This window comes from Alloalcanivorax mobilis, from assembly GCF_002864685.1.
Classification (GTDB): Bacteria; Pseudomonadota; Gammaproteobacteria; order Pseudomonadales; family Alcanivoracaceae; genus Alloalcanivorax; species Alloalcanivorax mobilis.
On the sequence record NZ_NMQZ01000001.1, the window covers coordinates 313,801 to 339,019 of the forward strand.

Annotated in this window: 25 protein-coding genes; 16 read left to right on the forward strand and 9 right to left on the reverse strand. The window is 64.4% G+C overall.

Going from position 1 to position 25,219, the window contains the following annotated elements:
* Positions 1–19: 19 nt before the first annotated feature.
* Both CGS25_RS01485 and CGS25_RS01490 read right to left on the reverse strand, forming a co-directional pair.
* Complete coding sequence (locus tag CGS25_RS01485) at positions 20–1,513, reverse strand: CoA-acylating methylmalonate-semialdehyde dehydrogenase (RefSeq protein WP_101674319.1); 1,494 nt, start codon at positions 1,511–1,513, stop codon at positions 20–22.
* A gap of 143 nt (positions 1,514–1,656) precedes the next feature.
* Positions 1,657–2,964 (reverse strand): GntP family permease, encoded by a 1,308-nt coding sequence (locus CGS25_RS01490; RefSeq protein ID WP_101674320.1) that lies wholly within the window; start codon positions 2,962–2,964, stop codon positions 1,657–1,659.
* Positions 2,965–3,106: 142 nt separating this feature from the next.
* On the opposite strand from CGS25_RS01490, the gene CGS25_RS01495 reads away from it, so the two are divergent.
* Entirely contained in the window at positions 3,107–4,018 is a 912-nt protein-coding gene (locus CGS25_RS01495) for an AraC family transcriptional regulator (RefSeq protein ID WP_101674342.1), read from the forward strand.
* A 21-nt stretch (positions 4,019–4,039) separates the two neighbouring features.
* Here the strand turns inward: CGS25_RS01495 and CGS25_RS01500 are convergent, their stop codons facing one another.
* The 3 genes from CGS25_RS01500 to CGS25_RS01510 form a co-directional block, all read right to left on the reverse strand.
* Entirely contained in the window at positions 4,040–5,452 is a 1,413-nt protein-coding gene (locus tag CGS25_RS01500; protein ID WP_101674321.1) for a GTPase/DUF3482 domain-containing protein, read from the reverse strand.
* Positions 5,449–6,855: a DUF2868 domain-containing protein gene (locus tag CGS25_RS01505; RefSeq protein ID WP_101674322.1), complete on the reverse strand. Its 1,407-nt coding sequence runs from the start codon at positions 6,853–6,855 to the stop codon at positions 5,449–5,451. The genes CGS25_RS01500 and CGS25_RS01505 overlap by 4 nt, the downstream gene beginning before the upstream one ends.
* 81 nt (positions 6,856–6,936) lie before the next feature.
* The gene (locus CGS25_RS01510; protein WP_198588659.1) at positions 6,937–7,185 is read right to left on the reverse strand and encodes a hypothetical protein; all 249 of its coding nucleotides are present in this window, start codon (positions 7,183–7,185) and stop codon (positions 6,937–6,939) included.
* Positions 7,186–7,574: 389 nt separating this feature from the next.
* On the opposite strand from CGS25_RS01510, the gene CGS25_RS01515 reads away from it, so the two are divergent.
* The 6 genes from CGS25_RS01515 to CGS25_RS01540 are packed head-to-tail and all read left to right on the forward strand — an operon-like array spanning position 7,575 to position 13,308.
* A complete protein-coding gene (locus CGS25_RS01515; RefSeq protein ID WP_101674323.1) occupies positions 7,575–10,370 on the forward strand; it encodes a monovalent cation/H+ antiporter subunit A in 2,796 nt (931 codons plus the stop codon).
* Positions 10,370–10,705 (forward strand): Na+/H+ antiporter subunit C, encoded by a 336-nt coding sequence (locus tag CGS25_RS01520; RefSeq protein WP_089033780.1) that lies wholly within the window; start codon positions 10,370–10,372, stop codon positions 10,703–10,705. Before CGS25_RS01515 ends, CGS25_RS01520 begins: the two co-directional genes overlap by 1 nt.
* A complete protein-coding gene (locus CGS25_RS01525; protein ID WP_089033779.1) occupies positions 10,705–12,195 on the forward strand; it encodes a monovalent cation/H+ antiporter subunit D in 1,491 nt (496 codons plus the stop codon). The genes CGS25_RS01520 and CGS25_RS01525 overlap by 1 nt, the downstream gene beginning before the upstream one ends.
* Positions 12,192–12,677: a Na+/H+ antiporter subunit E gene (locus CGS25_RS01530; protein WP_089033778.1), complete on the forward strand. Its 486-nt coding sequence runs from the start codon at positions 12,192–12,194 to the stop codon at positions 12,675–12,677. The genes CGS25_RS01525 and CGS25_RS01530 overlap by 4 nt, the downstream gene beginning before the upstream one ends.
* Positions 12,671–12,940: a K+/H+ antiporter subunit F gene (locus CGS25_RS01535; RefSeq protein WP_101674324.1), complete on the forward strand. Its 270-nt coding sequence runs from the start codon at positions 12,671–12,673 to the stop codon at positions 12,938–12,940. The genes CGS25_RS01530 and CGS25_RS01535 overlap by 7 nt, the downstream gene beginning before the upstream one ends.
* A 35-nt stretch (positions 12,941–12,975) precedes the next feature.
* Positions 12,976–13,308, forward strand: a complete 333-nt coding sequence (locus CGS25_RS01540) for a Na+/H+ antiporter subunit G (protein WP_089033776.1) — start codon at positions 12,976–12,978, stop codon at positions 13,306–13,308.
* A 418-nt stretch (positions 13,309–13,726) separates the two neighbouring features.
* On the opposite strand, the gene yihA is transcribed toward CGS25_RS01540, so the two are convergent.
* Positions 13,727–14,356 (reverse strand): ribosome biogenesis GTP-binding protein YihA/YsxC, encoded by a 630-nt coding sequence (gene yihA, locus CGS25_RS01545; protein ID WP_101674325.1) that lies wholly within the window; start codon positions 14,354–14,356, stop codon positions 13,727–13,729.
* Between the two features lie 207 nt (positions 14,357–14,563).
* On the opposite strand from yihA, the gene CGS25_RS01550 reads away from it, so the two are divergent.
* From CGS25_RS01550 to CGS25_RS01570, 5 genes are all read left to right on the forward strand, one after another.
* Entirely contained in the window at positions 14,564–14,869 is a 306-nt protein-coding gene (locus CGS25_RS01550) for a c-type cytochrome (protein WP_089033774.1), read from the forward strand.
* Between the two features lie 24 nt (positions 14,870–14,893).
* Positions 14,894–15,553: a c-type cytochrome gene (locus CGS25_RS01555; protein WP_101674326.1), complete on the forward strand. Its 660-nt coding sequence runs from the start codon at positions 14,894–14,896 to the stop codon at positions 15,551–15,553.
* 479 nt (positions 15,554–16,032) lie between these two features.
* On the forward strand, positions 16,033–16,665 hold the full coding sequence (locus tag CGS25_RS01560) for a thiol:disulfide interchange protein DsbA/DsbL (protein ID WP_101674327.1): 633 nt from the start codon (positions 16,033–16,035) through the stop codon (positions 16,663–16,665).
* 9 nt (positions 16,666–16,674) lie between these two features.
* Positions 16,675–17,574 (forward strand): endonuclease/exonuclease/phosphatase family protein, encoded by a 900-nt coding sequence (locus CGS25_RS01565; RefSeq protein WP_089033771.1) that lies wholly within the window; start codon positions 16,675–16,677, stop codon positions 17,572–17,574.
* Positions 17,574–17,927, forward strand: a complete 354-nt coding sequence (locus CGS25_RS01570; protein ID WP_089033770.1) for a gamma-glutamylcyclotransferase family protein — start codon at positions 17,574–17,576, stop codon at positions 17,925–17,927. Before CGS25_RS01565 ends, CGS25_RS01570 begins: the two co-directional genes overlap by 1 nt.
* On the opposite strand, the gene CGS25_RS01575 is transcribed toward CGS25_RS01570, so the two are convergent.
* A complete protein-coding gene (locus tag CGS25_RS01575; protein WP_101674343.1) occupies positions 17,924–19,276 on the reverse strand; it encodes a deoxyguanosinetriphosphate triphosphohydrolase in 1,353 nt (450 codons plus the stop codon). The two genes, CGS25_RS01570 and CGS25_RS01575, sit on opposite strands and share 4 nt — an antisense overlap.
* A 164-nt stretch (positions 19,277–19,440) precedes the next feature.
* Here CGS25_RS01575 and CGS25_RS01580 point away from each other — a divergent pair, with 164 nt between their 5' ends.
* Positions 19,441–20,115 (forward strand): type 1 glutamine amidotransferase domain-containing protein, encoded by a 675-nt coding sequence (locus CGS25_RS01580; protein WP_089033769.1) that lies wholly within the window; start codon positions 19,441–19,443, stop codon positions 20,113–20,115.
* A 49-nt stretch (positions 20,116–20,164) separates the two neighbouring features.
* A complete protein-coding gene (locus tag CGS25_RS01585) occupies positions 20,165–20,641 on the forward strand; it encodes a glutathione peroxidase (protein ID WP_089033768.1) in 477 nt (158 codons plus the stop codon).
* 51 nt (positions 20,642–20,692) lie between these two features.
* Here CGS25_RS01585 and CGS25_RS01590 read toward each other — a convergent pair whose 3' ends face one another.
* A complete protein-coding gene (locus tag CGS25_RS01590; protein WP_101674328.1) occupies positions 20,693–22,729 on the reverse strand; it encodes a TonB-dependent receptor family protein in 2,037 nt (678 codons plus the stop codon).
* A gap of 8 nt (positions 22,730–22,737) precedes the next feature.
* On the reverse strand, positions 22,738–23,397 hold the full coding sequence (gene trhA, locus CGS25_RS01595) for a PAQR family membrane homeostasis protein TrhA (protein ID WP_089033766.1): 660 nt from the start codon (positions 23,395–23,397) through the stop codon (positions 22,738–22,740).
* Between the two features lie 319 nt (positions 23,398–23,716).
* Here trhA and CGS25_RS01600 point away from each other — a divergent pair, with 319 nt between their 5' ends.
* Positions 23,717–24,166: a Dps family protein gene (locus CGS25_RS01600; protein WP_089033765.1), complete on the forward strand. Its 450-nt coding sequence runs from the start codon at positions 23,717–23,719 to the stop codon at positions 24,164–24,166.
* A gap of 103 nt (positions 24,167–24,269) precedes the next feature.
* Positions 24,270–25,013, forward strand: a complete 744-nt coding sequence (locus CGS25_RS01605) for a glutathione peroxidase (protein ID WP_089033764.1) — start codon at positions 24,270–24,272, stop codon at positions 25,011–25,013.
* Positions 25,014–25,219: the final 206 nt, after the last annotated feature.

Here is a 25,219-nt window from a genome sequence, read left to right on the forward strand (position 1 = left end):
GGCGCGGTCCCGGGCGCGTTTATTTCAAATGAATGGTCATGTTCGGGCCGCTCTGGATGTCGTCCTCGAACCAGCGGCTGGTGACCGTTTTGGTTTCGGTATAGAAACGCACCGCCTGCTTGCCGTAGGCATGTTGGTCGCCATAGAACGAGCCCTTCCAGCCGGTGAAGCTGAAGAACGGCAGCGGCACCGGAATCGGTACATTGATGCCGACCTGGCCCACTTCCACCTGGTGCTGGTATTTGCGCGCGGCGGCGCCGCTGGCGGTGAAGATCGAGGTGCCGTTGCCATAAGGGCTGTTGTTGACCAGCTCGATGGCTTCTTCCAGGGTGTCCACGCACACGCAGCACAGCACCGGGCCAAAGATCTCTTCCTGGTAGATGGCCATTTCCGGTTTGACGTCGGTGAACAGGGTCGGGCCGACCCAGTTGCCGTCGGGCAGGCCGTCCACGGTGCACTCGGAGCCATCCAGCAGACAGGTGGCGCCTTCCTCCTTGCCCTGTTTGATCAGCGTCAGCACCCGGTCGCGGGCCTTGGGGCTGATCTGCGGGCCGTAGCCGGCGTCCTTGTCGTCCCAGGCGCCGGGGCGGATCTTGGCGAACTCGGCGCTCAGTTCTTCGATCCATTGTTGCGATTCACCGACGAACACCGCCACGCTGATCGCCATGCAGCGCTGGCCGGCGGCGCCGCAGGAGGCCCCCACCAGGCTGCCGATCACCTGGCTCTTCTGGGCATCGGGCATCACCACCATGTGGTTCTTGGCGCCGGCGAAGCACTGGGCGCGTTTGAGGTGGTCGGTGGCGGTGCGATACACATGCTGGCCCACCGGCACCGAGCCGACGAACGACACCGCCTTGATCGCCGGGTGGGTGAGCAGGGTGTCGACCTGCTCCTTGCCGCCGTGCACCACCTGCAGCAGGTTTTTCGGCGCGCCCGCTTCCAGGAACAGCTCGGCGAGCATGTTGGGCGTCATCGGGTCCTGTTCCGAGGGCTTGAGCACGAAGGTGTTGCCGCAGGCGATGGCCATCGGGAACATCCACAGCGGAATCATCGCCGGGAAGTTGAACGGGGTAATACCGGCGCACACGCCCAGTGGCTGGGTCCAGGAGTGGGTGTCGATGCTGCGCGCCACGTTCTCCACAGTCTCGCCCATCATCATCGAGGCCACGTTGGCGGCCTGCTCGACCACTTCGATGCCGCGCCATACATCGCCTTTGGCGTCCTCGAAGGTTTTGCCGGTTTCCTTGGCCAGCACTTCAGCGATCTGGTCGTGGCGCTCCTTGAGCAGGTGTTGATAGCGCAACATCAGGCGCGCCCGTTCGGACACCGGCACTTCACGCCATTCAAGAAAAGCGGCGCCGGCGGCGGCGATGGCCTGCTCCATTTCCTCCGCGGTGGCGGCGGGGGCCTCACAGAGCACTTCCTGGGTGGCGGGGTTGGTCACCGGAATCCAGGTGCGGGTGTTGCTTTCGGCGAACTCGCCATTGATCAGTTGGGGCAGTCGGGTCGACATGAGGGTCTCCGCTTTGATATCAGTGATGCGTTAGGGGTACCGGAATCCGCCCATCGCGGGGCGGACAAGGTGGCCGCCTGATGGAGAGCATCCCCATCAGGAAAACACTTCGTATAGCCATTTGCCAGCTTCACCGGCACGGCTCAGAACAGGGTGTACAGCAGCACCGCGAGCATCAGTACCGCCGAGGGCACCAGCACGCTGGCGACGAAAATCATCGGGTACGCGCGCTGGTGCGTTTCTTTACAGATGGCGCGAATGGTGGTCACCACGTAGCCGTTATGGGGCAGTGAATCCAGCCCCCCGGAGGCGAGCGCCGAGATCCGGTGCATGGCGCCGTTGTCCAGGCCCATGCCCTGGTAAATCGGCGCCAGGATTGGCAGCGCGATGCCCAGCCCGCCGGACGCGGAACCGGTGATGCCGGCGATCACCGTGACCGCCATGGCCAGGCCGGCGTACTCCAGGCCGGGCAGGTCGGTGAGCACCGCGACGATCTCCTTGAAGGCCGGCGTCAACGCCGCCACCGCGCCGAAGCCGACCACCGCGCAGGTATTGGCGGTGGCCACCAGGGCGTTGTCGGCGCCGGCGGCCAGGGTGCCGGTGCTGTGATCAAGCGCATGGCGAAACAGCACAAAGCCCAGCGCCAGGCTGGTGACCATGGCCACCAGCAGCGCTTCCACGGCGCGCAGTTCGAACACCAGCGACAGCAGATTGAAACCCCCCACCAGCACCACCAGCGGTACCAGTGCCGCCAGGGCCGGAATGCGCAGGGCATCGTCGTCGCCGTGCTGGCGGCTGGCGGCGGGCGGATCGAATTGCTCGCCGGCCGCCACCGCGCGGCCCACCGCCAGCTTCAGGGCATAGGCACCGAGCAGCAAAATGGTGAAACCGCAGATCACGCCAATAAAACCGCCGGCCACGGCGGTGGTGCCGAAGTGTTCGGTGGGAATCAGGTTTTGCACCTCCGGCGAGCCCGGTGAGGTCATCGTGAACGAGATCGAACCGAACACCATGGCACCGGGGATAAAGCGGTGCGGCAGGTTGGCGCTTTTGAACAGCTGGTAGGCGATCGGATAAACGCTGAAGCCGACCACGAACACGCTGACGCCGCCGTAGGTGAGAATCGCCGAAGCGCCCACCACCGCCATGATGGCGCGTTTCTCGCCGAACCAGTCGCGCGCCTTGCGGGCGATGGTCTTGGCGGCGCCGCTGTCGTCCATGATCTGGCCGAAAATGGCGCCCAGCAGAATGGCGGGAAACCAGGTGGTGAAGAAGCCGGTGAAGCCGCTCATGTAGGTGTCCAGCATCGCCTCGTCGAGAGCCAGGCCGCTGAACAGGGCCACCAGCACCGCGCACAGCACGGCGGAGATGATGATATTGACGCCCTTCATGGTCAGGAAGACGAGAAGAGCCAGGCCGAGGAACAGGCCGAGGAAGCTGATCGCAAGCATCGCGACATCCTTGATTGTTGTTGTAATCACTACGACCGGAGCGTTTTGATACCGGTCACTGACAAATATATTGCTATTGGTATCACAATGACGGGCCGGTTTAGATGGCTTTGATTGAGAAAAGATGGATAAAATTGCTCCCATGACTGAATTCACGCCGCCCCTTGCCGAAACCTCGAAATGGCCTTTGCCCAAGGCGGGCCGGCGGGTGGTGATCCCGCAAACGCTGGTCGATGAACTGGCCGGGCACCCGCTGTGCCGGGACTGCCAGCCCCACGGGGTGGGCTATTATCCGGCGGCGGCCGGCCACCATATGGGGCGCGTGGCGCCGGCGGACGATCTGTTTATTTACTGCCTGGCCGGGTCCGGCGTAGCGGAGGTCGAGGGGGTGCGTCGGCCGGTGCGGGCGGGTGAGGTGCTGCTGCTGCGCGAGGGGCGCCGGCATCGCTATCGGGCCAATCCCGGCGATCCCTGGACGATTTACTGGGTGCACCTGGGCGGCGCCGGCGTGGCCGCGTACTTCGACGAGATTCAAAGCGATGAGCGCGCCTTCACGGTGTCGGTGGGGGTGCACTCACGCCTTACCGAGGAGTTGGAATTGCTGCTCGCCACCGCCACCCGTTTTCAGCGCCAGCATCAACTTTACGCGGCCAATCTTTTGAAGAGCGTGCTCAGCTACATGGCGCTGATGCGGCGCCAGCGCCAGAGCCGTAACGCGGCGCTGGATGTGGCCCGGGTGCAGGCCTGGCTGCAGACCCGTCTGCACGAGAAAATCGACCTCGGCGAACTGGTGGCGGCCACCAGTGCGTTGTCCCGTTATCACTTTATCCGCGAATACAAACGGCACACCGGGCAAACGCCGATGCAAGCGTTTCAGCATTTGAAAATCAGCCGCGCCTGTTACCTGCTCGACATCACCGAGTTGAGCGTCGCCGACGTCGCCGCCGATCTGGGTTACGAAGACCCGTATCACTTTTCCCGGCAGTTCAAGAAGGTCATGGGCGTGGCACCGCGCGACTATCGCCGCGAACGCTCGGCGCATTTGCGTGACTGACCGCCGGCCTGGCCGGCGCGGTCACGGCGAGGTTTGGGTGCGCCATTGCAGGAAGGCGTCGCCGCATTCCGACACGGCCTGTTCCAGAGCCCGCCGGCGTTTGCTGTCGCCGTCGTCCCGTGGCGGGTTCTGCAGGGCTTTTTGCAGCGTCTGGCGCTGGCTCCGGGACAGTTGCTCCAGCCAGTGGCTGTCGGCGTCGCCGAGGGTGAGCGGGTCGCGGCCGGCGTGGTTGCGGTGGCTGACCCGGTACCAATGCTCCAGGGCGCGGCCCAGCACCACGTAGCCGAATTGCGGGTCGCGCACCGGCCCGAAATGGGCGCGCTGGCCGCCGCTGGACAGCGGGCCGAGCTTGAGGCGGTCCAGCTTGCCGGCGTAATAGAGACTGCCGGCGGCGCCCAACAAGCCGCCGACCAGAGCGCCGGCGCCCAGCGTATGGCCAGCGGTGAGTGCGTCCACGCCAGCGCCACCGAGGGCACCGGCGCCGAAGCCGGCGGTGGCCAGATAGGTGCGGCTGACGCCCCAGGCGCGGCGGGTGGTTTCGCTGAACAGATCGGCGCCCGGCTCCCAGGCCAGATCGCTTTCCTGGCGCTGCAAATGGTGGTGCAGATAGAGGCCCTCGATGTCCCGGCGCAAGCCCTGCTCGCGCTGGCGCTGCCATTCCCGCCAGCGTTGCCTCAGGCCGTGTTCCAGCTCGTCGCGGTTGCCGCCCACCGGCAAGGTGGCGCTTTGCACCCGGGTGAGCATGGCGGCCAGGGTGGTGGCGATCAGCCGCATCGCCTGCTGCTGACGCCGCTGGCGTTGCTCGGCCAGGTGGTTGATGGCTTCGTCCAGGGGCGCTTCCCATTCCGGCGCCAGCTGGCCGAAGCTGCGCAATAACCCCAGGTGGGTGTCGAACGGCGCGTGGACCGCGTCGAAGTGGCGCACAATCTGAAAATACTGCCCCAGCGCCGCGCGCCAGCGCTCACCGTGATCCTGCTCGCCGATGCGGTTGATCAGCGCCAGGCTGGGGCGGCCGGTCCAGCGCAGGATGTTCATCTCCGCCTCATGCTCGCTGGAATAGGGCACCGAGCCGTCGACCACGTAAATGATCCCGGCGCCGTCCAGAATCGGTGTCAGCAATTCGCACTCGTCGTGGAAGCGCGGGTCGTCGCGATGCTGGGTGACAAAGGCGCGCACCGTGTCGGGCCGGTCCGAGGCGCTCTGGCTGTGTTGTTCCAGCCAGGCCAGCACGCGGCGCGGACGTTGAAAGCCAGGCGTGTCGATCAACTCGTAGAGTGGCCGGCCGTCCACGCTCAGTGGGTAGTGCCGGCTGTCCCGGGTGGTGCCTGGCTCCAGGGCGATGGCGATGTCGTCGTTCTGCGCCAGCGTGGCGACGCTGCTGGATTTGCCCTTATTGGGGTGGCCGACGACGGCGAAACGGGGCGTCTGGCTCATTGATCGGCCTCCGCGACGCTAAAACCGGCGACGCTGAGCCGCGGGTCTTTCTGACGCAGAGCGAAGCGCTGCCACTGGGCAAGGGTGTCGTCGCGGGCCGGCGCCGGATCGCCGTCCGCCGCCAGGGGCACCAGAATCAAGGGCGTGCCGGCGGCGCAGCGCTGGCGGGCGTCGGTGAGAAAATCCTGCAGCTCGCCGGTGGGCGGCTCCCAGCCCCGAGTTACGATCACCAGCGGCCGATTGCACTGCGCGGCCTCCGCCAGGGTCTCGGCATCCTGCTCCAGGCTGGCGGCGCCACCGGCGTTCAGCACCAGCGGCTCGTCGCCTTGAATCAAATGACGGGCCAGCCCGGGCTGGCCGGCGCCGGCGCCGGCCCAGCGGATCAGAGTACCCGGCACCGGCAGGGCCGGGCCGCCGTCGATGCCCGGTGAACGGGAAGCGGGCAGAGGCTCGTGGTCGGCGGGTCGATCGCTTTCCACATAGGCGGTGTTGAAACGCTCGAGCAGGGCGGCGTGGCCCGGGTGATCGCGCAGCAGCGCCAGAGCGCGCCGCCGCAGTTGCCAGCTGCCGAAGGCCAGCAACAGCAGCCTTGGGATCACCGCGTAGACCGCCCACAGCATGGCCAGAAACGGCCACCAGCCGCCCAGCAGCGCCGGTTCGGCGGGGGCGCCCTGGCCGAGGCGGAAATACCGCGAGCGTTCCACCAGCTCCAGGCTCGGCACCGCGCCGGGCAGCCACTCCCGCCAGGGCCAGGCGAGGGCGCGCATCAGCTCATGGTAGCCAGCGGCGGAGGCTTGCAGGGTGGTGCTCCAGCCGAACGCCAGATCCTTGATCAGCACTTGGGTGAGCAGGGTCAGCAACGCACAGAGGCCGAATGCCAGGCCGCCGCCGTGGGCGATCCGGGCGGCCAGATGGGGCTGCAGAAGCCGCAGCATGGGGGCCGGCTCCGGCAACGGCCACCAGCGCGGCACGCCATCACGGAACAGGCCGCGCCAAGGGCGCGCGCCGACCATTGCCTGGGCGCTGGTGAGCAGCGCCAGCAACAGTTGCAGCAGGGCCATGGCGACGATCAGGGTGACATTGATGCGCCGGCCGCCGTCGTAATAAAGCAGGCCGAGCATGGTCAGCACGCCCAGCACCGCGCCCAGCGCCATGAACAGCAACCGCAGCCGCCGCCAGCCACGGAGGCCGGCGGCGCTGTCAGCGTGTTTGCTTTGCTCGGGGCCGCTGGCGGCGCCGATTTCGCCGAGCCAGGCGGCCTGGCCCGGCAATGAGCCGTGCCGGCGTTGATAATCAAGCGCCAGACGCCGGTCCCGGCGATGCAGGAAGTCGGCGCTCTGGCGTTGATCGCGGTGATACTGGTGGTCGAAGTCCAGCAGCAGGGGTAAGGGCGAGGACGGCAAATCAGGCTTCCCGGTCGAGAAAACGCGAACCGTCAGTGTAACGCACCCGTCCCCGCCGCGTATCCTCCCGGCACCGGCGGATCAGAGCTTGTTGGCGGGGACCGTGTAGTTGACGCTGCGCTGCGAGCAGGCATTGCAGGCGTTGCTGTATTCGCCGGCTTTGGTGCCGCTGGCGAAGTAGCCGACCACCGGCCGGTAATCCATGGTGCACATGGCCGGGCGTGGCGACGGACACGAAGTGGCGTTGTCGGGCAGGGTGGGCTGATGCGCGCAACCGGCGGCGCCGAGAACCACGGTGGCGCCAAGTAACAGGTGCTTCAAGCGTAACATGGGCATCTCCTTCGCTATTGTTATGGTTAGGGAACCTCACAGGGCTTGCCGAGCCCTGGCGCTAGTGTGCCCCGCCTCGCCCCCTTTTGCGATTGGCCCGATAGCGGCGAAGGTTAGGCGCGAGCGTCGTTGCGTGGCATACTCGATGATTCAGGAGGCTCAGCTATCATGGAATGCCACTCGCGGCACAACATTACTCTGATCACCCTGTCGCACTGCCCGCGACGGGGCAGGCGCCCCTATTTTCCCGATCCCCCGTTGTCTCATTGATGCCGTTTTTCGATACCATCAAGCAGGCCATGCCCCACTGAAAAAGCCTTTCATGGGTATTTCCCTGGCCTGTTAAGCTCAAAGCGGCCCCGACCGCGACTGACGACAACGGATTGCCTATGAATCTCGCCCTTATGGTTTTGCTGCCCTTTCTGGGGGCGGTACTGCCACCGCTGGCTGAGCGTCTGCGAGCATCACGCACCGTGCTGGCGCTGACCGCCGCGGCCTTGCCGTTGCTGGCGCTGGTCTGGCTCTGGTGGCCGGCGCAGCGGGTGCTCAGTGGCGGCATCGTGCAGTTTTCCCGGCCCTGGATGCCCTCTCTCGGCCTGGACCTGGCGTTCCGGCTGGATGGCCTGTCGTTGCTGTTCGCGGTGCTGGTGCTGGGCATTGGCCTGCTGGTGGTGGTGTACGCCCGCTATTATTTGTCCGCCAACGAAAAGGCCGGGCGCTTCTATGCGTTCCTGCTGTTGTTCATGGGCGCGATGCTCGGTCTGGTGACCAGCGACAACCTGATTTTGCTGGTGCTGTTCTGGGAACTGACCAGCCTCAGTTCGTTTTTGCTGATCGGCTTCTGGTCGCACCAGAGCGCCGCCCGCAAAGGGGCGCGCATGTCGCTGGCGGTCACCGGCATGGGTGGGCTGGCGCTGCTCGCCGGGGTCCTGTTGCTGGGCCAGGTGGCGGGCAGTTACTCCCTTGGCGAGGTGCTGGCGGCCGGCGACCGGATTCGCGCCAACGCGCTTTATCCACTGATTCTGGTGCTGGTGCTGCTGGGGGTGTTCACCAAGAGCGCGCAGTTCCCGTTCCATTTCTGGCTGCCGCACGCCATGGCGGCGCCCACGCCTGTGAGCGCTTACTTACATTCCGCGACCATGGTCAAGGCCGGGGTTTTTCTGCTGGCGCGCTTCTACCCGGCGCTGTCGGGCACCGATCTGTGGTTCTATCTGGTCACCGGCGCCGGCCTTGCGACCCTGTTGTGGGGAGCGGCGGTGGCCCTGTTCCAGCACGACCTGAAGGGCCTGCTGGCCTATTCCACGATCAGCCACCTGGGGCTGATCACCATGCTGTTCGGGCTCAACTCGCCGCTGGCGGCGGTGGCGGCGGTGTTCCATATCATCAACCACGCCACCTTCAAGGCGTCGCTGTTCATGGCCGCCGGCATCATCGACCATGAAACCGGCACCCGGGACATGCGCCGCATCAATGGTTTGTGGCGTTATATGCCCTACACCGCCGTGTTGGCGATGGTGGCGACCGCGGCGATGGCCGGGGTGCCGCTGCTGAACGGTTTTCTCTCCAAGGAAATGTTTTTCGCCGAGGCGCTGGAAGCCGGTGCGGTCAGCCCGTTGAGCTGGCTGTTGCCGGTGGGCGCGACCCTGGGCGGGGTGTTCTCGGTGGCCTATTCGGCGCGCTTTATCCACGACGTGTTCTTTAACGGCGAGCCGGTCAACCTGCCCAAGTTTCCGCCCCATGAACCGCCGCGCTATATGAAAGTGCCAGTGGAGATCCTGGTTGCTTTGTGCGTGGCGGTAGGGGTATTTCCGGGGTTTACCGTCAGCGCGCTGCTGGCGGTGGCGGGCACCGCCACCCTGGGCGGCACGCTGCCTGAGTACACCCTGTCGATCTGGCATGGCTTCAATCTGCCGTTGCTGATGAGCTTCGTGGCCCTGGCCGGCGGCGTGCTGATCTACAGCCAGCGGCGCCGCTTGTTCGCCGCCTACGAGCGGTTGCCCGCGATGGACGCCAATCTGATTTTCGAGGGTCGGGTTCAAGCGCTGGTGCGCCTTGCCGCGGCGCTCAGCGAGCGCCTGCGCAACGGTTCCTTGCAAAGCTACGCCGCCTGGCTGCTCGGCGTGGTGGCATTGATGCTGCTGGTGTATCTGACGCCGGCCCTGCTCACGGACTCCGGCGCGATGTTGCCGCTGGACGGCGCCGCCGCGCTTGGTGGTCTGATTCTGATCGTGGCGGCGTTGATCACCGCCTTCCTGCACCGGCACCGGATGACCGCGATCATGTCGGTGAGTGTGGTGGGGCTGGTGGTGTCGTTGATCTTCGTGCGCTTTTCGGCCCCGGATCTGGCGCTCACTCAGCTGTCCGTGGAAGTGGTCACCATGCTGCTGCTGATGCTGGCGATGTACTTCCTGCCGGTGCGCACCCGGGTGGAATCCGGTGCGCTGCGGGTGGGCCGGGACGTGCTGCTGGCGGTGGTGATCGGCGGCGGCGTGGGGGTGATGGCCTTCGCGATGATGACCAGTGGCTTCGATTCGATCAGCCCGTTCTTCCTGGAGAACGCCAAGCCCGGTGGTGGCGGCACCAATGTGGTGAACGTGATTCTGGTGGATTTCCGCGGCTTTGATACCTTCGGCGAGATCACCGTGCTGGGCATCGCCGGGCTGGGCATCTATGCGTTGCTGCGCGACCTGGAACTGGACTCGGCGGCCACCGATTCAATGGGCCGGCCGTGGGCCCGGGACGCCCACCCGCTGGTGCTGGTGACCATCTCGCGGCCGCTGTTGCCGCTGGCGTTGCTGGTCTCGGTGTACATCTTTCTGCGGGGCCACAACCTGCCCGGCGGCGGCTTTATCGCCGGCCTGATCACTTCGGTGGCGCTGTTGCTGCAATACGTTGCCTCCGGGGTTGAGTGGGTGCACCGCCGCATGCCTGGCGATTACCACCCGCTGGTGGCGGTGGGCCTGTTGCTGGCGGGCATTACCGGGCTGGCCTCCTGGATGTTCGGCTACCCGTTCCTGACCAGCACCTTCGATCACATCCACTGGCCCCTGGTCGGCGAATTCGAACTGGCCAGCGCCATGCTGTTCGACACCGGCGTGTTCTTCACGGTGGTGGGCGCCACGCTGTTGATGCTGGCCAATCTGGGCAAGTTGTCGTTGCTTGACGATAAAAGGAGGGCCGGCTGATGGAAGCGATGATCGCTATCGTGATTGCCGTGATGGTGGGCACCGGCGTGTATCTGGTGCTGCGGGCCCGGACCTTCCCGGTGATTCTCGGCATCACCCTGCTCAGCTATGGGGTCAATGTGTTCGTGTTCGTTTCCGGCCGCCTGAAACTGGACCAGGTGGCGGTGGTGGGGGTGTCCGATTCGCCCACCGACCCGCTGCCCCAGGCGCTGGTGCTCACCGCCATTGTGATCGGCTTCGCGATGACCGCTTTTCTGGTGGTGCTGGCGTTGCGTGGCCAGGGTGAATTGAAGTCCGACCATGTGGATGGCCGGCGCGATGAGGAGATCGACTGATGGACCACCTGATCATCGCGCCGATCCTGATTCCCGCCTTCGCCGGCATGTTGCTGTTGCTGGAAGTGCGCGAGCGGCTCTGGCTGCGCCGCGCCACCGGCTTGATCGCCACCCTGGCGCTGGTGCCGGTGACCCTGATGCTGTTCCAGCGTGCTTTCGCCGGCGAGATCACCGTCTACGATCTGGGCAACTGGCCGGCGCCGTTTGGCATCGTGCTGGTGCTGGACCGCCTCAGCGCGCTGATGCTGCTGCTGACCTCGCTGCTGGCGGTGCCGGCGCTGCTGTACGCGAGCCAGGGCGATGACCGTATCGGCGCCAATTTCCAGGCGCTGTTTCAGCTGCAGTTGATGGGCATCAATGGCGCCTTTCTGACCGGCGACCTGTTTAACCTGTTCGTGTTTTTCGAAGTGCTGTTGATCGCCTCCTACGGCTTGGCCCTGCATGGGCGTGGCCCGGCGCGGGTGGGCGCGGGCATCCATTATGTGGTGCTCAATCTGATCGGCTCGGCGCTGTTTCTGATCGCCCTGGCGTTGATCTACGGCACCACCGGCACCCTCAACATGGCGGATTTCGCGGTCAAGGTGAATCAACTCGACGGCCAGGCCCGCACGCTCGCCGAAGTGGCGGGCCTGATGTTGTGGATTGTGTTCGGGCTCAAGGCGGCCCTGTTCCCGCTGTATTTCTGGTTGCCCGCCACCTACGCCAACGCCAGTGCCGGCGTGGCGGCGCTGTTCGCGGTGATGACCAAGGTGGGCATCTACGCCATCGCGCGGGTGTACGGGCTGGCCTTCGGTGCCGGTGAGCTGGCCGGGCTGGGCCGCAACGCGTTGTGGGTGGTGGCGCTGGTGACCCTGGTGCTGGCGGCGCTGGGCGCGCTGTCGGCGCGCCGTCTCGGCGAGCAGATCGCGTATCTGGTGGTGATGTCGGTGGGCACGCTGGTGGCTGGCGTGGCCTGGGGCACGCCGGCGGCGTTCGGTGCTTCGCTGTACTACCTGATTCATTCCACGTTGGTGTGCGGCGGGCTGTTCCTGCTTGCCGACCTGATCGGCCGGGGTCGCGGCGACCTGGGTGACCGGATCATGGCCGGGCCGGTGCCGGCCGGCCGGGGGGGCCTGGCGCCGTTGTTCTTTATCGGCGCGGTGGCGGTGGTGGGCTTGCCGCCGCTGTCCGGGTTCTTCGGTAAAGTCGCCCTGATGCAGGCGGTGCCGGCGCCGCTCTACTGGGCGCTGTTGCTGAGCGCCGGCCTGGTGGCGCTGGTCGGGCTGAGCCGTTCCGGCTCGACGCTGTTCTGGCGCGCCACCGGCGAAGCGGATGCCCCGCGGCTGGACTACTGGCGGTTGTTCGCGGCGGCTCTGTTGCTGGCGGCGGCGCCGGCGATGGCGGTGTGGGGCGGCCCTCTGCTGGCGATCAGCGATGCCACCGCCGGCCAATGGGCCGATCCATCCCAGTACATCAATGCGGTGCTGAACACCGCCGGAGGTGGCGGATGATCCGGATACTGCCTTTCCCGCTGTTGAGTCTGTTGTTGTGGCTGGCGTGGATGCTGCTCAATGGGTTCAGTTGGGGCCATGCGCTGCTCGGCCTGCTGCTGGCCCTGTTGTTGCCGTTGGCGACCCGGCCGTTCTGGCCGAACGTGCCGCGTTTGCGCAATCTGCCCCGGCTGCTGCGTTTTCTGGCGCTGGTGCACTGGGACATCGTGGTCGCCAACCTGACCGTGGCATTGCTGATTCTGCGTTCACCGCGCCGTTTGCGGCCGGCGTTCGTGGAATTGCCGCTGGCGCTCACGGATGACTTCGCCATCACCGTTCTGATGAGCACCATTTCCCTGACCCCGGGCACCGTCAGTGCCGACGTCAGCGAGGACCGCGCCACCTTGCTGATTCATGTGTTGGATGTGGACGACCCCGAGGCCCTGGTGGCGGAGATCAAGCAGCGCTATGAACGGCCGCTCAAGGAGATTTTCGAATGCTAGAGATCGCGCTTCCGGTGGGGTTCGCCCTGATCGTGCTGGCCCTGCTGCTCAATCTGTACCGGTTGTTGCGCGGGCCGACCCTGCCGGATCGGGCCTTGGCCCTGGACACCATGTACGTCAACGCCATCGCGCTGATCGTGCTGTACGGCATCGCCACCGACAGCAAGCTGTACTTCGAAGCGGCCATGCTGATTGCCTTGATCGGCTTTGTCAGCACCGTGGCGGTGGCCAAATACATGACCCGTGGCGACATCATTGAATAGCCGCTCACGCGGTGCTGATGGCAGGAGAGAAAATAATGGATTCCCTGGTTGAGTTTCTGGTCGCCGCCTTCATATTGCTGGGCGCGGCGTTCGCGCTGATCGGTTCCATCGGTCTGGCGCGGCTGCCGGATTTTTACCTGCGGCTGCACGGGCCCACCAAGGCCAGCACCCTGGGCGTGGGGGGCATGATCATGGCGTCGCTGCTGTTTTTTTCCTGGCAGGCGCAAACCCTGCAGCTTCAGGAAGTGCTGATCGTGTTGTTCCTGTTTATTACCGCGCCGGTGTCCGCGCACATGCTGGCCAAGGCGGCCATGCATCGGGGTCTGGCACGGCGTAAAGACACAAAAGGCCGACCCTGGAAACAGTAGTTCCAGGGCGGTATTAGAAAGATTCAGTGAAAATTGTAAAAGGTCCGAACCGATGGAAACTTTTTCTCAAGGCGGCCGGTCCTAATCAATAGCTACGGACTGGTAACCCCCGATCCCCCAGTACCCTCGCCGGTTCGTAGCTTCTGGACACCCCAGCCTCTCCCCCAGGAGGCTGGGGCGGCAAGCCTCCCTGGCAGCGCAGTCGTTCCCTTCCCCCCACTTGCTGCCAGGGATTTTTTTTGCCCATCGAAAAGTGGGCTTTGCGTACCTGCCTCCTGAAAAGCAACTCCTGTGCCACTTCCCGAAAAAGAGAGAAATCCTTTCTAAATCAACGTGTTGCCGTGAAATGGCGCGATCAGCCCGCCGCCGGTGCCGGGCGCCAGGGTGTCGCAAAATGTCCCGGGGGTGACGCGGCCGGTCAGTTTTGTGGCGCGTCGGGGATTGCCAGCCATTCGCCCAGCAATGCCCAGGCGTCTTCACTGCCGGTGCCGGCGGTGGCCGAAAACAACTGCGCGGACAGCGGGGCGGGGTGGCCGGTGAGTTCCTTGCGTACCGCCAGCAGGGCGGTCTTGGCGGCGCCGTACTTGAGCTTGTCGGCTTTGGTCAGCAACAGATGCACCGGCATTTTGGCGCGCGCCGACCAGTCCAGAATCAGGCGGTCGAATTCCTTCAGCGGGTGGCGAATGTCCATCAGCAGCACCAACCCGCTGAGGCATTGCCGGCGCGCCAGATAATCGTCCAGGTGATGCTGCCAATGCGCTCGGGTGACCTTGTCCACCTTGGCGTAGCCGTAACCGGGCAAATCCACCAGCCGTCGTTGCGGGTCCAGTTCGAAAAAATTGATCAGTTGGGTGCGCCCCGGCGTTTTCGAGGTGCGCGCCAGGCTGCGCTGTCCGGTGAGCCGGTTGATGGCGCTGGATTTGCCGGCGTTGGAGCGGCCGGCGAACGCCACTTCGAAACCCTCGTCGGGCGGGCATTGCTCAACGGTCTGGGCGCTTTTAAAAAATTGGGCCTGGTGCAACAGGCGTTCGGCGGGGCTCTGTGACATGGCCTGATGTCGTCCGTACAATCAGCGGAAATCACCGCCGGGGCGGCGCTTGGCGCCGGAGTGGATGCGTATGTACTCAACACCGGCTGCGTAGTATATAATGCGCGCCGTCACGCGTTTGGCGCGTGGCCGGAGTTCTACAGGTGTTTGTCTATAAAGGCAAATTCCGCTTGCCAGCATGTCGCCAGCTCCATGGGGAGATACCGCATGAAAGGTTTGATCGCCGGGCTCGGCCTGGTAGCCGCATTGGGTCTCGTTTCCGTTGCCCAGGCCGCCACGGTCAAGGAACGTTACGACCAAAGCTGCACCTACTGCCACAGTAGCGGTGCCGCGGGCGCCCCCAAAACAGGCGACCAGGCAGCGTGGAAACCGCGCCTGGAAAAAGGCGAAGACACGCTGGTCAAACACGTCAAAGAAGGTTTCAACGCCATGCCGCCGGGCGGCATGTGTGGTGACTGCTCCGATCAAGACTATCGTGCTCTTATCGAGTACATGTCCAAGACCTCAAAGTAACTCCCCGTTTTTGAAGGAAGGGCCATGAAGTTTTTCAAGCTGTTTGTGCTTTTGGCTGCCGTGCTGGCCGCCCCCGCCGCGCTGGCCGCGGGCGACGCGGAAGCCGGTAAAGAAAAGGCGACCCCCTGCGCGGCTTGTCATGGCCAGGATGGTAATTCCCCGTCTGGTCAGTACCCGAGCCTGGCCGGTCAGGGCGCGCCCTACCTGCTTGAGCAGCTCAAGGCGTTCAAATCCGGCGCCCGCAACAACGCCATCATGGCCGGCATGGTCGCCAACCTGAGCGATCAGGACATGCAGGATCTGGCCGCCTACTTCGCCGATCAGAGCATTCAGCCGGGCCAGGCCGATCCGGAGCTGGTGGAAGCGGGCGAGCGCCTGTACCGCGGCGGCGACATGAAAAACGGCATTCCCGCCTGCTCCGGCTGCCATGGCCCCGGCGGCCAGGGCGTGGCCGCCGCGCACTTCCCGGCGCTGGGTGGTCAGCATGCCGAGTACCTGGAAGCCCAGCTCAAGGCGTTCCGCGCCGCCGGCCGTGGCGACCTGGGCGATAATCTGGTGGTCCGTGAAAACGACCCGCAGGCGATGATGCGCACCATCGCGGGCAAAATGAGCGACGGCCAGATCAAGGCCGTGGCCAGCTTCCTGTCCGGTCTTTCCGTTGAGGAAGAGGGCGACGCCGAGTAACGGCGAGGTTCACGCCCGGCAACACAAAAAGGCAGCCCGCGGGCTGCCTTTTTTTGGTTCATCGCGCTTTAGCGGGAAATCTATGCGGGAGGTCTCTATCCGGGACGCGAATCTGTGTGGGTGCCTTCCGGGATCGCTCCACCCGGCGTCTGCAGCGGCCCATGTCGCCGAGGCTCACTGCTAAGCGGCTCAGGGCGTCGCGCCCTGAGCCGCGCCCCCGGCTGGAGCGAGACTTCCCGCTAATCCGCGAAGCACCTTTTTTGTGGCTCGCCGCCCCTGGCGGCCACCGTCGGAGCCACCGCCCGTGGCGACATCAGAATCGCTCCCGGCGATTTTTTGTTTGCCCCGGGTTGGGCGGTGGCTGGGCGTGGGCGCCATATATCCCCATAATGGTTTCTTGAGCTTGAAACCCGTGTCGCCGGGGAGCATTTTCGCTTCGTCGCGGTCACACTGGAGAACCCGACAACAAGGAGAACCACATGTTGCGTACCTTTATGGCATTGCTGCTCGGCCTGGGGCTGATGTCCACCGCCATGGCGGCGGACTCGAATCAGAAAGAATATGCCGCTGGCACTCACTACAAAGTTCTGGAAACCCAAGGCGCACTGGAAGAACCGGGCAAGATCGAGGTGCGTGAATTCTTCTCATACATCTGCCCGCACTGCTACCACCTGGAGCCGACCGTGACGGCCTGGGAAAAGAGCAAACCGGATAACGTCAATTTCGTGCGCAGCCCGGTGACCTTCCTGCGTAACTCCGAGCCGCTGGCCCGCGCCTACTACGTGGCGGACAGCCTGGACCTGCTGCCCAAAACCCACCGCGCGGTGTTCGATGCCATTCACAAGCATCGCGAGCCGCTGTTCACGCCCACCGCTCTGGCCGACTTCTTCGCCAAGTACGGTGTGGATAAGGAAGAGTTCAACCAGCTCTACAGCTCTTTCGGGGTGTCCACCCAGGTGCGGCAATCCGACGCTCTGGCGCGCGACTATCAGATCAGCGGTGTGCCTTCGTTCGTGGTGAACGCCAAGTACCTGGTGTTGCGTGATCATCTGGAAAGCAATGAAGAGATGTTCGATGTGATCAATTACCTGATCAACAAAGAGAGCAAATAACGCCCCGCCATGTTGTTGGAGCGAGCCCGTAACGCTTATCAGAATTGGAAGGCCCGCCCGGCGGGCTTTTCCTTCGCCCGGGAGGGCCACCGCCGCACCCGCCGGGTGCGTGAAGTGGCACTTCCCGCGGACACCCTTAAGCTGCTCAGTTTCAATATCCAGGCCGGCATCGGCACCAGCCGGTTTCGCGAATACCTGACCGGAAGCTGGAAGCATCTGGTGGCGCACCCGCGCAGTATCGAAACCATCGAGCAGATCGCCGACGTAGTGCGTCACTTTGATGTGGTCGGCCTGCAGGAGGTCGATGGCGGCAGCCTGCGCTCACGCAATCTCAATCAACTGGTGCATCTGGCCTCGCTGGCCGACTTCCCGTTCTGGCACCAGCAGCTCAACCGCAACCTGGGTCGGCTGGGTCAGTTCAGCAACGGTTTCCTGAGTCGGTTGACGCCGTTCGCGGTGGAGGACCACACGTTGCCCGGATTACCCGGGCGCGGCGTGATCGTGGTGAAATTCGGTCATCCGGCGGAGCCGCTGGTGATCGCCGTGGCGCATCTCGCCCTGGGCGAGAAGATGCGCAACACCCAGCTTGGCTATGTGGCCGGGTTGCTGGCGCCGTACCGCCACCGGCTGGTAATGGGCGATTTCAACTGCCGCCTGGAGCACCTCGCCAACTCGCCCCTGGCGGAGCTGGGTATGGTGCCGGTGGAAGGGGAGTTTCACACTTACCCGAGCTGGGCACCGGACCGGCACATCGACCACATTCTGGCGGCGCCGGAATTGAAGGTTCGCCATTCCCGGGTCCTCACTGATTGCCGTCTTTCCGACCATCTGCCGCTGGCTACCGAGATCGTGATCCCCGACGCGGTGCGCGCGGCCAGTCTGGAACACCGGTTACCGCTGATCGAGTGATGCGAGTGTTCGTTTATGGCACCCTGCGGCGCGGCCAGCCCAACCATGGCTGGCTGGAAGGCGCGCCCTGCCTGGGCGAGTGCCGCACCGCGCCCCGCTATCACCTGGTGGATCTGGGGCCTTACCCGATGCTGGGGCGCGGCGGCCGCACCGCGGTGTTGGGCGAGGTCTACGCGATCAACCGGCGGTTATTGGCGCGGCTGGACGTGCTCGAGGATTACCCCCGCGATTATCACCGTGCCCTGATCGCCACGCCCTGGGGCCGGGCCTGGGTATACCTGCGCCAGCGGCCGCCGGCCGGGCGCCGCCTGAGCGGCGGAGATTGGTGTGAACGGGCCCATCCCAGACCCTAATAGCGGGTCTCCGCCATCCCCGAGAACTGCTTGGCCAGGTAAGTGGCGTAGTTGTCGGTCATGCCGGCGAGAAAATCCAGCGCCCGCATGATGCACTGGTAAATCCGTTCCTGCTCGTCCATGCGGGCCAGGCCTTCGGGGAAACTGTGCCGGCCGATCAGATCAATGATGCGCTCATGGCGATAGTTGCGGACATTACCGAGAGCGTGAGAGAGCACCGCGTCGATCAGGCCATCCAGCAACGCGCCCATCACTTCAAAAGCGCCGATTTCCAGCTCGATCTTGCGCGGGTGCTCGAACACCTTACCGCGCGCCAGTTGCTTGGCGTTCTCCACCACGTCGCTGACCGCGGGTTCGCAATGATGCAGAAGATCACCCCGCATGGTGCCGGCCAGAAGGGCGTCGTGGTTGGCCACGAACGCTTCCACGCCGGCTTCGATAAAGCGTTCGATGATCTTGCCACGCAGCAGCGCCGCCTTGCGGCCATCGCGCATCTCCGAGTGCACCAGCTTGCGCACCTCGGGGCTGTCCGGCAATGCCGGCAGTAGCAGCGCGTAGACTTCATCCCAGTGCAGCAGATCCATCTCCAGGCCGTCTTCCAGATCGATAATGGCGTAGCAGAAGTCGTCCGCGGCTTCCATCAGGTAGGCCAGCGGATGGCGGCAGAAACGGCCCTCGCCCTGGGGCCGCAGGCCGGTGGCGGCGCACACCTCGAGGAACGCCTCCGCCTCGGACACAAAGGCGCTGTATTTGCCCGGCCGGGCGCTGTGTTCGCCGGCCTGGGCCGAGAGCCAGGGGTATTTGAGAAAGGTGCCGAGGGTGGCGTAGGTGAGGCGCATGCCGTCCTGGTACTGGTGGTACTCACTCTTGGTGAGGATACGAAAGCCCTGGGCGTTGCCTTCGAAATAGATCAGGTCGGATTGGCGCGCCTCGGGCAGCAGCGCCAGGTACCGCTGGCCACGCTCCTGGAACCAGGCGCGGATCGCGCGTTCGCCGGTGTGCCCGAACGGCGGGTTGCCGATGTCGTGGGCCAGGCAGGCGGATTGCACGATGTCGCCCAGGTCGGTGGGGTTGGCGGTGGCGGGCAGCAGGCCCAGGGCATGCAGACGCTCGCCGACCTGGATGCCGAGGGTTCGCCCCACGCAGGAGACCTCGAGAGAATGGGTCAGGCGATTGTGAACGTGGTCGTTGGTGGCCAGCGGATGCACCTGGGTTTTGCGGGCCAGGCGGCGAAAGGCGCCGGAAAAAATGATCTTGTCATGATCGCGCAAAAAGGCGGTGCGGCCGCTCTCGTCCTTGGCGCCGCGCTGTCCCAGGCGGCCCTTATTGAGCAGTTGTTCCCAGTTCATGGTGAGCACATCGTTGAAATGGGAGCACTCGCCCCCAGAGCTGAAGGAGCCGGCACCGGCCGGCGGCATTGATTCCATCTTGATGGCCCGTGTGTCAGGGTCAAGAGAATTATCCCGCCCTGGCGGCACGTCGTCGGGGCGGTTCAGAATACCGAGGAGTGGCTATGAATCTGGATAAACCCCTTCTGATGCTGGTCACCAGCGCATCGCAGATGGGCCAGGGCCAGCAGACCGGCCTGTGGCTGGAAGAGTTCGCCCTTCCTTATCGCATCTTCCAGGACAACAACGTGCCCGTGGTGGTGGCCAGCCCGCAGGGCGGCAAGGTGCCGATCGATCCGCGCTCGGTGCCCGATGACGAGCAGAAAGAACAGTGGGCGCAGGCCATTTCGGTTCTGGAGAACACCCGCCCGCTGGAGGAAATCTGGCAAGACGGCTTCGTCGGGGTGTTCGTGCCTGGCGGCCATGGCGCCATGTTCGACATGCCCGACAATGCCATGGTGGCGGGCGTGCTGGAGCGTACCTGGGCCCAGGGCGGCGTGGTCAGCGCGGTCTGTCACGGGCCGGCGGCGCTGGTCGGCGTGCGCGATGAAAACGGCGAGCCTCTGGTTCGCAACCGCAAGGTAAGTTGTTTCACGAATGAGGAAGAGAAAGAAGTCGGCCTCGACGAGGTGATGCCATTCCTGTTGGAAACACGGCTGCGTGAATTGGGCGCCGAGATTCACAACAAGGGCAAGTTCGAGGCCCAGGCAGTCACCGACGGGCGGCTGATCACCGGGCAGAATCCCCCCTCCAGCCGGGTCACCGCGGAGGCGGTGGTACAGGCCCTGTATTCCGAATAAGCTGAAGGCGGCGCCGCCGGCGCCGTTCCTTTGCTGATGGAGACCCCGCATGGGCGTGTACGACTACCAGGCCCGTAACCTGGATGGCCAGGAGATTCCGCTTTCCGAGTTCAAGGGCAAGGTGTTGTTGATCGTCAACACCGCCAGCAAATGCGGGTTCACCCCTCAGTATCAGGGTCTGCAGGCGCTGTATCAGCGCTATGGAGAGCGCGGGCTGGAAATCCTTGGCTTTCCCTGCAATCAATTCGGACACCAGGAGCCCGGCGACGCCGGTGAGATCGGCGCCTTTTGTGAGAAGAACTACGGGGTCTCGTTCCCGATGTTCGACAAGATCGAGGTCAACGGCGCCCAGGCCCATCCGCTGTTTAAATTCCTCAAGGCCGAATCTCCCGGTGTGCTGGGCACCCAGGGCATCAAGTGGAATTTCACCAAGTTCCTGGTCGATCGGGAAGGCCGGGTGGTGCGCCGTTACGGCTCCAAGGATAAGCCGGAAAAACTCGCCGACGACATCGAAAAGCTCCTGTAAGCACAGGGGCGCGATGGGGCCGCTCCCGTGGCGGCGGCCTTGCTCCCGCCATTACAGTTTTGCTTCCAACCCCACTATCCAGGTGCGGCCCGGGCCGGGCTCGAAATAACCGCGCTCGTCCAGCGGCCGGTCGCTGTTGGTGTTGATGCGCAGGTTGGCGATGTAATCGCGGTCCAGCAGGTTGCGGGCGGACAGATACACGGTCAGCGCGCGTTGGCCGGCGCCCTGCCAGCGGTGACCGACGCGGCCGTTGACCAGCGCGTAGCCGGGCACGCGGGTCTGGTTGCTGTCTTCAGCGTACACCGAATCCACCATCAGGGTTTCCAGCGCGGCGAAGCCGCCGCCGGCGAAATCGCGCCGGTACTCCAGATACAGCTGATTTTCCGGCAGGCCGGGCAGGGCGTTGCCGTCCAGGTCCTGGCCGTTGCTCTGATCGTCACGGAAGCGGTAATGGCCCCAGGTCCAGGCGGCGCTCACCGTGGTCCAGTCGTCCGGGAACCAGGTCAGGCCCAGCTCAATGCCATCACGCCGGGTGCGCCCGGCGTTGCGATAAAAAGTCTGGCCGCTGACGTCATAGGGCACGATTTCATCACGGGTGCTGACCGAAAACACCGCGACTTCATAGCGCCAGCGCGGGTTCAGCGTGCCGCGCGCGCCGATCTCCCGGTTGATGGCTTTCTGCGGTTCCAGGTCCGGATTGAAGCCGCCGCCATCGGGATTGGCGAATTCCGAAAACGTGGGGGTTTCAAAGGCACTGCCGACACTGGCGTAGAGTTGCTGGCCAGGCACCGGGCGCCAGTTCAGGCCGGTGCTGTAGCTGTATTCGTTGAAGCGCTGATGGCCGTCGTTGTCGCCATCGGCGGCGAAGCGGTCGCCGATGGCCAGCTGCACCCGGTCAAGGCGGCTGCCCAGGGTCCAGCTCCAGGTCGGTGACAGCGGCAGCGTGGCCTGGCCAAACAGGCCGGCGGCGGTGGCGTTCTGCTGCTCGTCGCCGGAGCGTGCGGCGCGGGTGCCATCGGCGTTGACGTTAAAGCGGTAGCGGTCGTCTTCCTGGCGGCTGACCTCGGTGCCCAGTGTGTAGGCGAGCGGGCCGGCCTGGCCGCTGTAGCGCAGGTCGCCGCCGTAAAAGTGCCGCTGGTAACCCAGCAGGCTACTGCCGGGAAACGGCAATTGCTGTTCGAAATCCCGGTGGGTGTAGTGCAGAGAACCCTGCCATTCGCCCTCCGCCCAGGGGTGCCGGTAAACCGCGCCGATGCGCTGTTGGCGCACGGTTTGGCCGGCATCCAGCAGGCGCGCGAAGCGGCTGGCCTGGTCACGGTTGGCATCCACCTGGGCGCGGGTCAGGCCGCCGGGGTCTTCAGCGGTGGGCTCGTCGAGCAGATTCACCAGGGTGGTCAGCTCGCCCCCGGCCAGAGCGTGGCGCCAATGGCCGTCGAGCTGGTATTTTTCCACCCGGCTTTGTTGGCGCTGGCCGTCGAAACCCAGCGCGGTGACGCTGACATGGTGGCTGCCGTCCGCGTTGCGCCCCTGCTGCTGGAGATTGGCTTTGCGGTAGCCGTCGCCGCCACCTTCCACGCTGACGCTCGCGCCGGGTGGGCCGTCGCTGCCATCGGCGGTGTGCAGCAACACCACGCCGCCGGCGGCGTTGCCGTACAGGCTGGACGCTGGTCCGCGCAGCACTTCCACCCGCCGCACCGAGTCCAGATCAATGGCGTCCACCTGGGACTGGCCATCGGGCAGGGTGATGGGCAGGCCATCCACGCGCAGATGCAGCCCGCGCACGCCGAAGGGCGAACGGGCGCCAAACCCGCGGCTGGAAAGGCGCAGGTTCTGGGCAAAGTTATAGCGGTTCTGGAAAAACAGACCGGGCACCCGGTTGAGCGCCTCGTCCAGTTGCAGATTGGGGCGACCACGCTGCGCCGCTTCGGTGTCCACCACGGTGACCGCCGACGGCGTATCCAGCAAGGGCTGCTCCTGGCGCGAGGTAGTGACCGTAACGGTGTCCAGGGTATGGCTGGCGGCGGCCGTGGCGAAGCCGGTCAGCACCAGCAGGGGCGGGGCGGCCAGCCCCAGTATCCTTGCCCTCATGGGTTTCCTCAGGCGGGTAGTACGCCGAAATAGATCGCGTAGAAATGGCACACGCTGCCGCCGACCACGAACAGATGCCAGATGGCGTGGTTGTAGGGCAACCGATCCGCCAGGTAAAACACCACACCGGCGGTGTAGGTCAGGCCGCCGGCCAGCACCAGCCAGAAGCCAATGTCATTGAGGCTGTTCAGCAGCTCGCCGGAGGCGAACAGCACCAGCCAGCCCATGGCCAGATAGATACCCACCCGGGCCAGTTTATAGCGGTTGCCGAACACCAGTTTCAACACGATGCCGGTGAGGGCCAGCCCCCAGATCACCGCGAACAGTGTCCAGCCCACGGCGCCGCGCATATTGACCAGCAGAAAGGGGGTGTAGGTACCGGCGATCAGGGCGAAGATGGCGCAATGATCCAGCACCTTGTAGACCGCGCGAAGGCCCGGCCGGCGGCTGCCGTGATAGAGCATGCTGGCGGTGTACAGCAATGTCAGGCAGGCGCCGAACACGCTGAAACTGACGATCTTCCACGGGTCGCCCAGGGCGCTGGCCGCCACCACCAGCACCGCGGTGCCGGCAATGCTCAGGGCCATGCCGATGCCATGGGTGAGGCTGTTGAGAAATTCCTCGACCAGGGAATAGGTCACGGGGGTGGCGCCGGAAGGCGATGCCATGGAATGTTCCTCGGTGCTCGCGCTGCGGGTGCCGGGGCCGTCCGGCTCGAAAAGGCATCATGCCGGGGGGCGGATGGCCTTGTAAAGCATCGGGCCGGCCGGCGTCGGCGGTTCGTTAAAACTATTGAATTTTAACCTTTTATTGTTGTTTCCTATCGAGGTAATACCGAAAAACGGTTCGCTGCCCGGGCCGCGGATTCGTAGCTTAGAACCAATAAACGCTGATCCGGATCACGGAGGCGCGGAAAAAGCTTTATTCCCACGCACAAGGGGCCACTCTTGCGGTGGACCCGAACCCCATCCATGGAGGAGACACACGATGATCGAGCACAGCAAAGAAGTGGCCGAGGAACTGAGCAAACTGCTCGCCGAGAGCTACACCTTGTATCTGAAAACCCACAATTATCACTGGAACGTGACCGGCCCCATGTTCCACAGCCTGCATCTGCTGTTTGAGCAGCAGTACACCGAGTTGGCCACCGCCGTGGACAGCATCGCCGAGCGTATCCGCGCCCTGGGCCGCAAGGCGCCGGGCAGTTACGCGGAGTTCGCCCGGCTGTCCAGCGTCAAGGACGCCGAAGGCGAACCCGATGCCATGACTATGCTGAGCACCCTGGCCGAGGATCACCGCACCGTGGCCGAGCGCGCCAATAAGGTGCTCAAACTGGCTGGCCAGCATGAGGACGAAGGCAGCGCCACCATTGCCAGCGACCGCATCGAGATTCACGAAAAGGCCGCCTGGATGCTGTCCGCCCACCTGGGTAACTGATAGTCCTTAGCTATAAATAAAATAGGGGCGATTCGTTTTATTTATCAACGAATCGCCCCTATTCTTTGTGCAGATGATCGAATCCACCCAAAGGAGGACCTCAATGTTGCAGTCCAGAGAAGGCGAGCGTGTACCTCAGGTGACTTTCCGCACCCGTGAAGGCAATGAATGGAAAGACGTTACCACCGATGACCTGTTCAAAGGCAAAACCGTGGTGGTGTTCGCGCTGCCCGGGGCGTTCACGCCGACCTGCTCGTCCACCCACTTGCCACGCTACAACGAGTTGGCGCCGGTGTTTAAAGCCAACGGAGTGGACGACATTGTCTGTTTGTCGGTGAACGACGGCTTCGTAATGAATGCCTGGGCCGGCGATCAGGCCGCCGACAATATTCGTTTCGTGCCCGATGGCAACGGTGAGTTCACCGAGAAAATGGGCATGCTGGTGGGCAAGCAGGATCTGGGTTTCGGCCCGCGTAGCTGGCGTTATTCCATGCTCGTCAAAGACGGCGTGGTGGAAAAAATGTTCGTGGAGCCGGAGAAACCCGGCGACCCGTTCGAAGTGTCCGACGCGGACACCATGCTGGGCCATATTAATGGCGAAGCCGCCCTGCCGAAACGGGTAACCGTGTTCACCAAGCCCGGCTGTCCGCACTGCGCACGGGCCAAGAAAGAGCTTGCCGAAGCCGGGCTGCGCTTTGAAGAAATCGAGCTGGGCAACCGGGGCTTGAGTTACTCCACCCTGGCCGCCGTCACCGGCGCCGGCACCACTCCGCAGGTGTACATCGAAGGCCAGCGCATCGGCGGCGCCGATGATCTGTCCGAGTGGCTCAAAGCGAACCTGCGTTAACGGTTTCTTTCTCCGCGCTCACCGGAGCCCCGGGTACAGGGAAGTGCCCGACCCGAATTCCATTCCCCTTTATGGCCGGCTCCCCGCCGGCCTTTTTTTGATTCATCACGGATTAGCGGGAAGCTTCTTTTGGCTCGCGCTTGGGCCGCTCCATTGAGGACGCGGGACAAGGACGGTGCCTTCCGGGACCGCTCAAGCCCCGCGAG

Coding starts and splice junctions, on each gene's coding strand:
- CGS25_RS01580 (WP_089033769.1), top strand. CDS start 19,441: ATGAATCTGGATAAACCCCTTCTGATGCTGGTCACCAGCGCATCGCAG.
- CGS25_RS01515 (WP_101674323.1), top strand. CDS start 7,575: ATGAATCTCGCCCTTATGGTTTTGCTGCCCTTTCTGGGGGCGGTACTG.
- CGS25_RS01490 (WP_101674320.1), bottom strand. CDS start 2,964: ATGCTTGCGATCAGCTTCCTCGGCCTGTTCCTCGGCCTGGCTCTTCTC.
- CGS25_RS01575 (WP_101674343.1), bottom strand. CDS start 19,276: ATGAACTGGGAACAACTGCTCAATAAGGGCCGCCTGGGACAGCGCGGC.
- CGS25_RS01560 (WP_101674327.1), top strand. CDS start 16,033: ATGTTGCGTACCTTTATGGCATTGCTGCTCGGCCTGGGGCTGATGTCC.
- CGS25_RS01520 (WP_089033780.1), top strand. CDS start 10,370: ATGGAAGCGATGATCGCTATCGTGATTGCCGTGATGGTGGGCACCGGC.
- CGS25_RS01585 (WP_089033768.1), top strand. CDS start 20,165: ATGGGCGTGTACGACTACCAGGCCCGTAACCTGGATGGCCAGGAGATT.
- CGS25_RS01555 (WP_101674326.1), top strand. CDS start 14,894: ATGAAGTTTTTCAAGCTGTTTGTGCTTTTGGCTGCCGTGCTGGCCGCC.
- CGS25_RS01540 (WP_089033776.1), top strand. CDS start 12,976: ATGGATTCCCTGGTTGAGTTTCTGGTCGCCGCCTTCATATTGCTGGGC.
- CGS25_RS01495 (WP_101674342.1), top strand. CDS start 3,107: ATGACTGAATTCACGCCGCCCCTTGCCGAAACCTCGAAATGGCCTTTG.
- CGS25_RS01535 (WP_101674324.1), top strand. CDS start 12,671: ATGCTAGAGATCGCGCTTCCGGTGGGGTTCGCCCTGATCGTGCTGGCC.
- CGS25_RS01550 (WP_089033774.1), top strand. CDS start 14,564: ATGAAAGGTTTGATCGCCGGGCTCGGCCTGGTAGCCGCATTGGGTCTC.
- yihA (WP_101674325.1), bottom strand. CDS start 14,356: ATGTCACAGAGCCCCGCCGAACGCCTGTTGCACCAGGCCCAATTTTTT.
- CGS25_RS01510 (WP_198588659.1), bottom strand. CDS start 7,185: ATGTTACGCTTGAAGCACCTGTTACTTGGCGCCACCGTGGTTCTCGGC.
- CGS25_RS01530 (WP_089033778.1), top strand. CDS start 12,192: ATGATCCGGATACTGCCTTTCCCGCTGTTGAGTCTGTTGTTGTGGCTG.
- CGS25_RS01565 (WP_089033771.1), top strand. CDS start 16,675: ATGTTGTTGGAGCGAGCCCGTAACGCTTATCAGAATTGGAAGGCCCGC.
- trhA (WP_089033766.1), bottom strand. CDS start 23,397: ATGGCATCGCCTTCCGGCGCCACCCCCGTGACCTATTCCCTGGTCGAG.
- CGS25_RS01600 (WP_089033765.1), top strand. CDS start 23,717: ATGATCGAGCACAGCAAAGAAGTGGCCGAGGAACTGAGCAAACTGCTC.
- CGS25_RS01525 (WP_089033779.1), top strand. CDS start 10,705: ATGGACCACCTGATCATCGCGCCGATCCTGATTCCCGCCTTCGCCGGC.
- CGS25_RS01605 (WP_089033764.1), top strand. CDS start 24,270: ATGTTGCAGTCCAGAGAAGGCGAGCGTGTACCTCAGGTGACTTTCCGC.
- CGS25_RS01500 (WP_101674321.1), bottom strand. CDS start 5,452: ATGAGCCAGACGCCCCGTTTCGCCGTCGTCGGCCACCCCAATAAGGGC.
- CGS25_RS01590 (WP_101674328.1), bottom strand. CDS start 22,729: ATGAGGGCAAGGATACTGGGGCTGGCCGCCCCGCCCCTGCTGGTGCTG.
- CGS25_RS01485 (WP_101674319.1), bottom strand. CDS start 1,513: ATGTCGACCCGACTGCCCCAACTGATCAATGGCGAGTTCGCCGAAAGC.
- CGS25_RS01570 (WP_089033770.1), top strand. CDS start 17,574: ATGCGAGTGTTCGTTTATGGCACCCTGCGGCGCGGCCAGCCCAACCAT.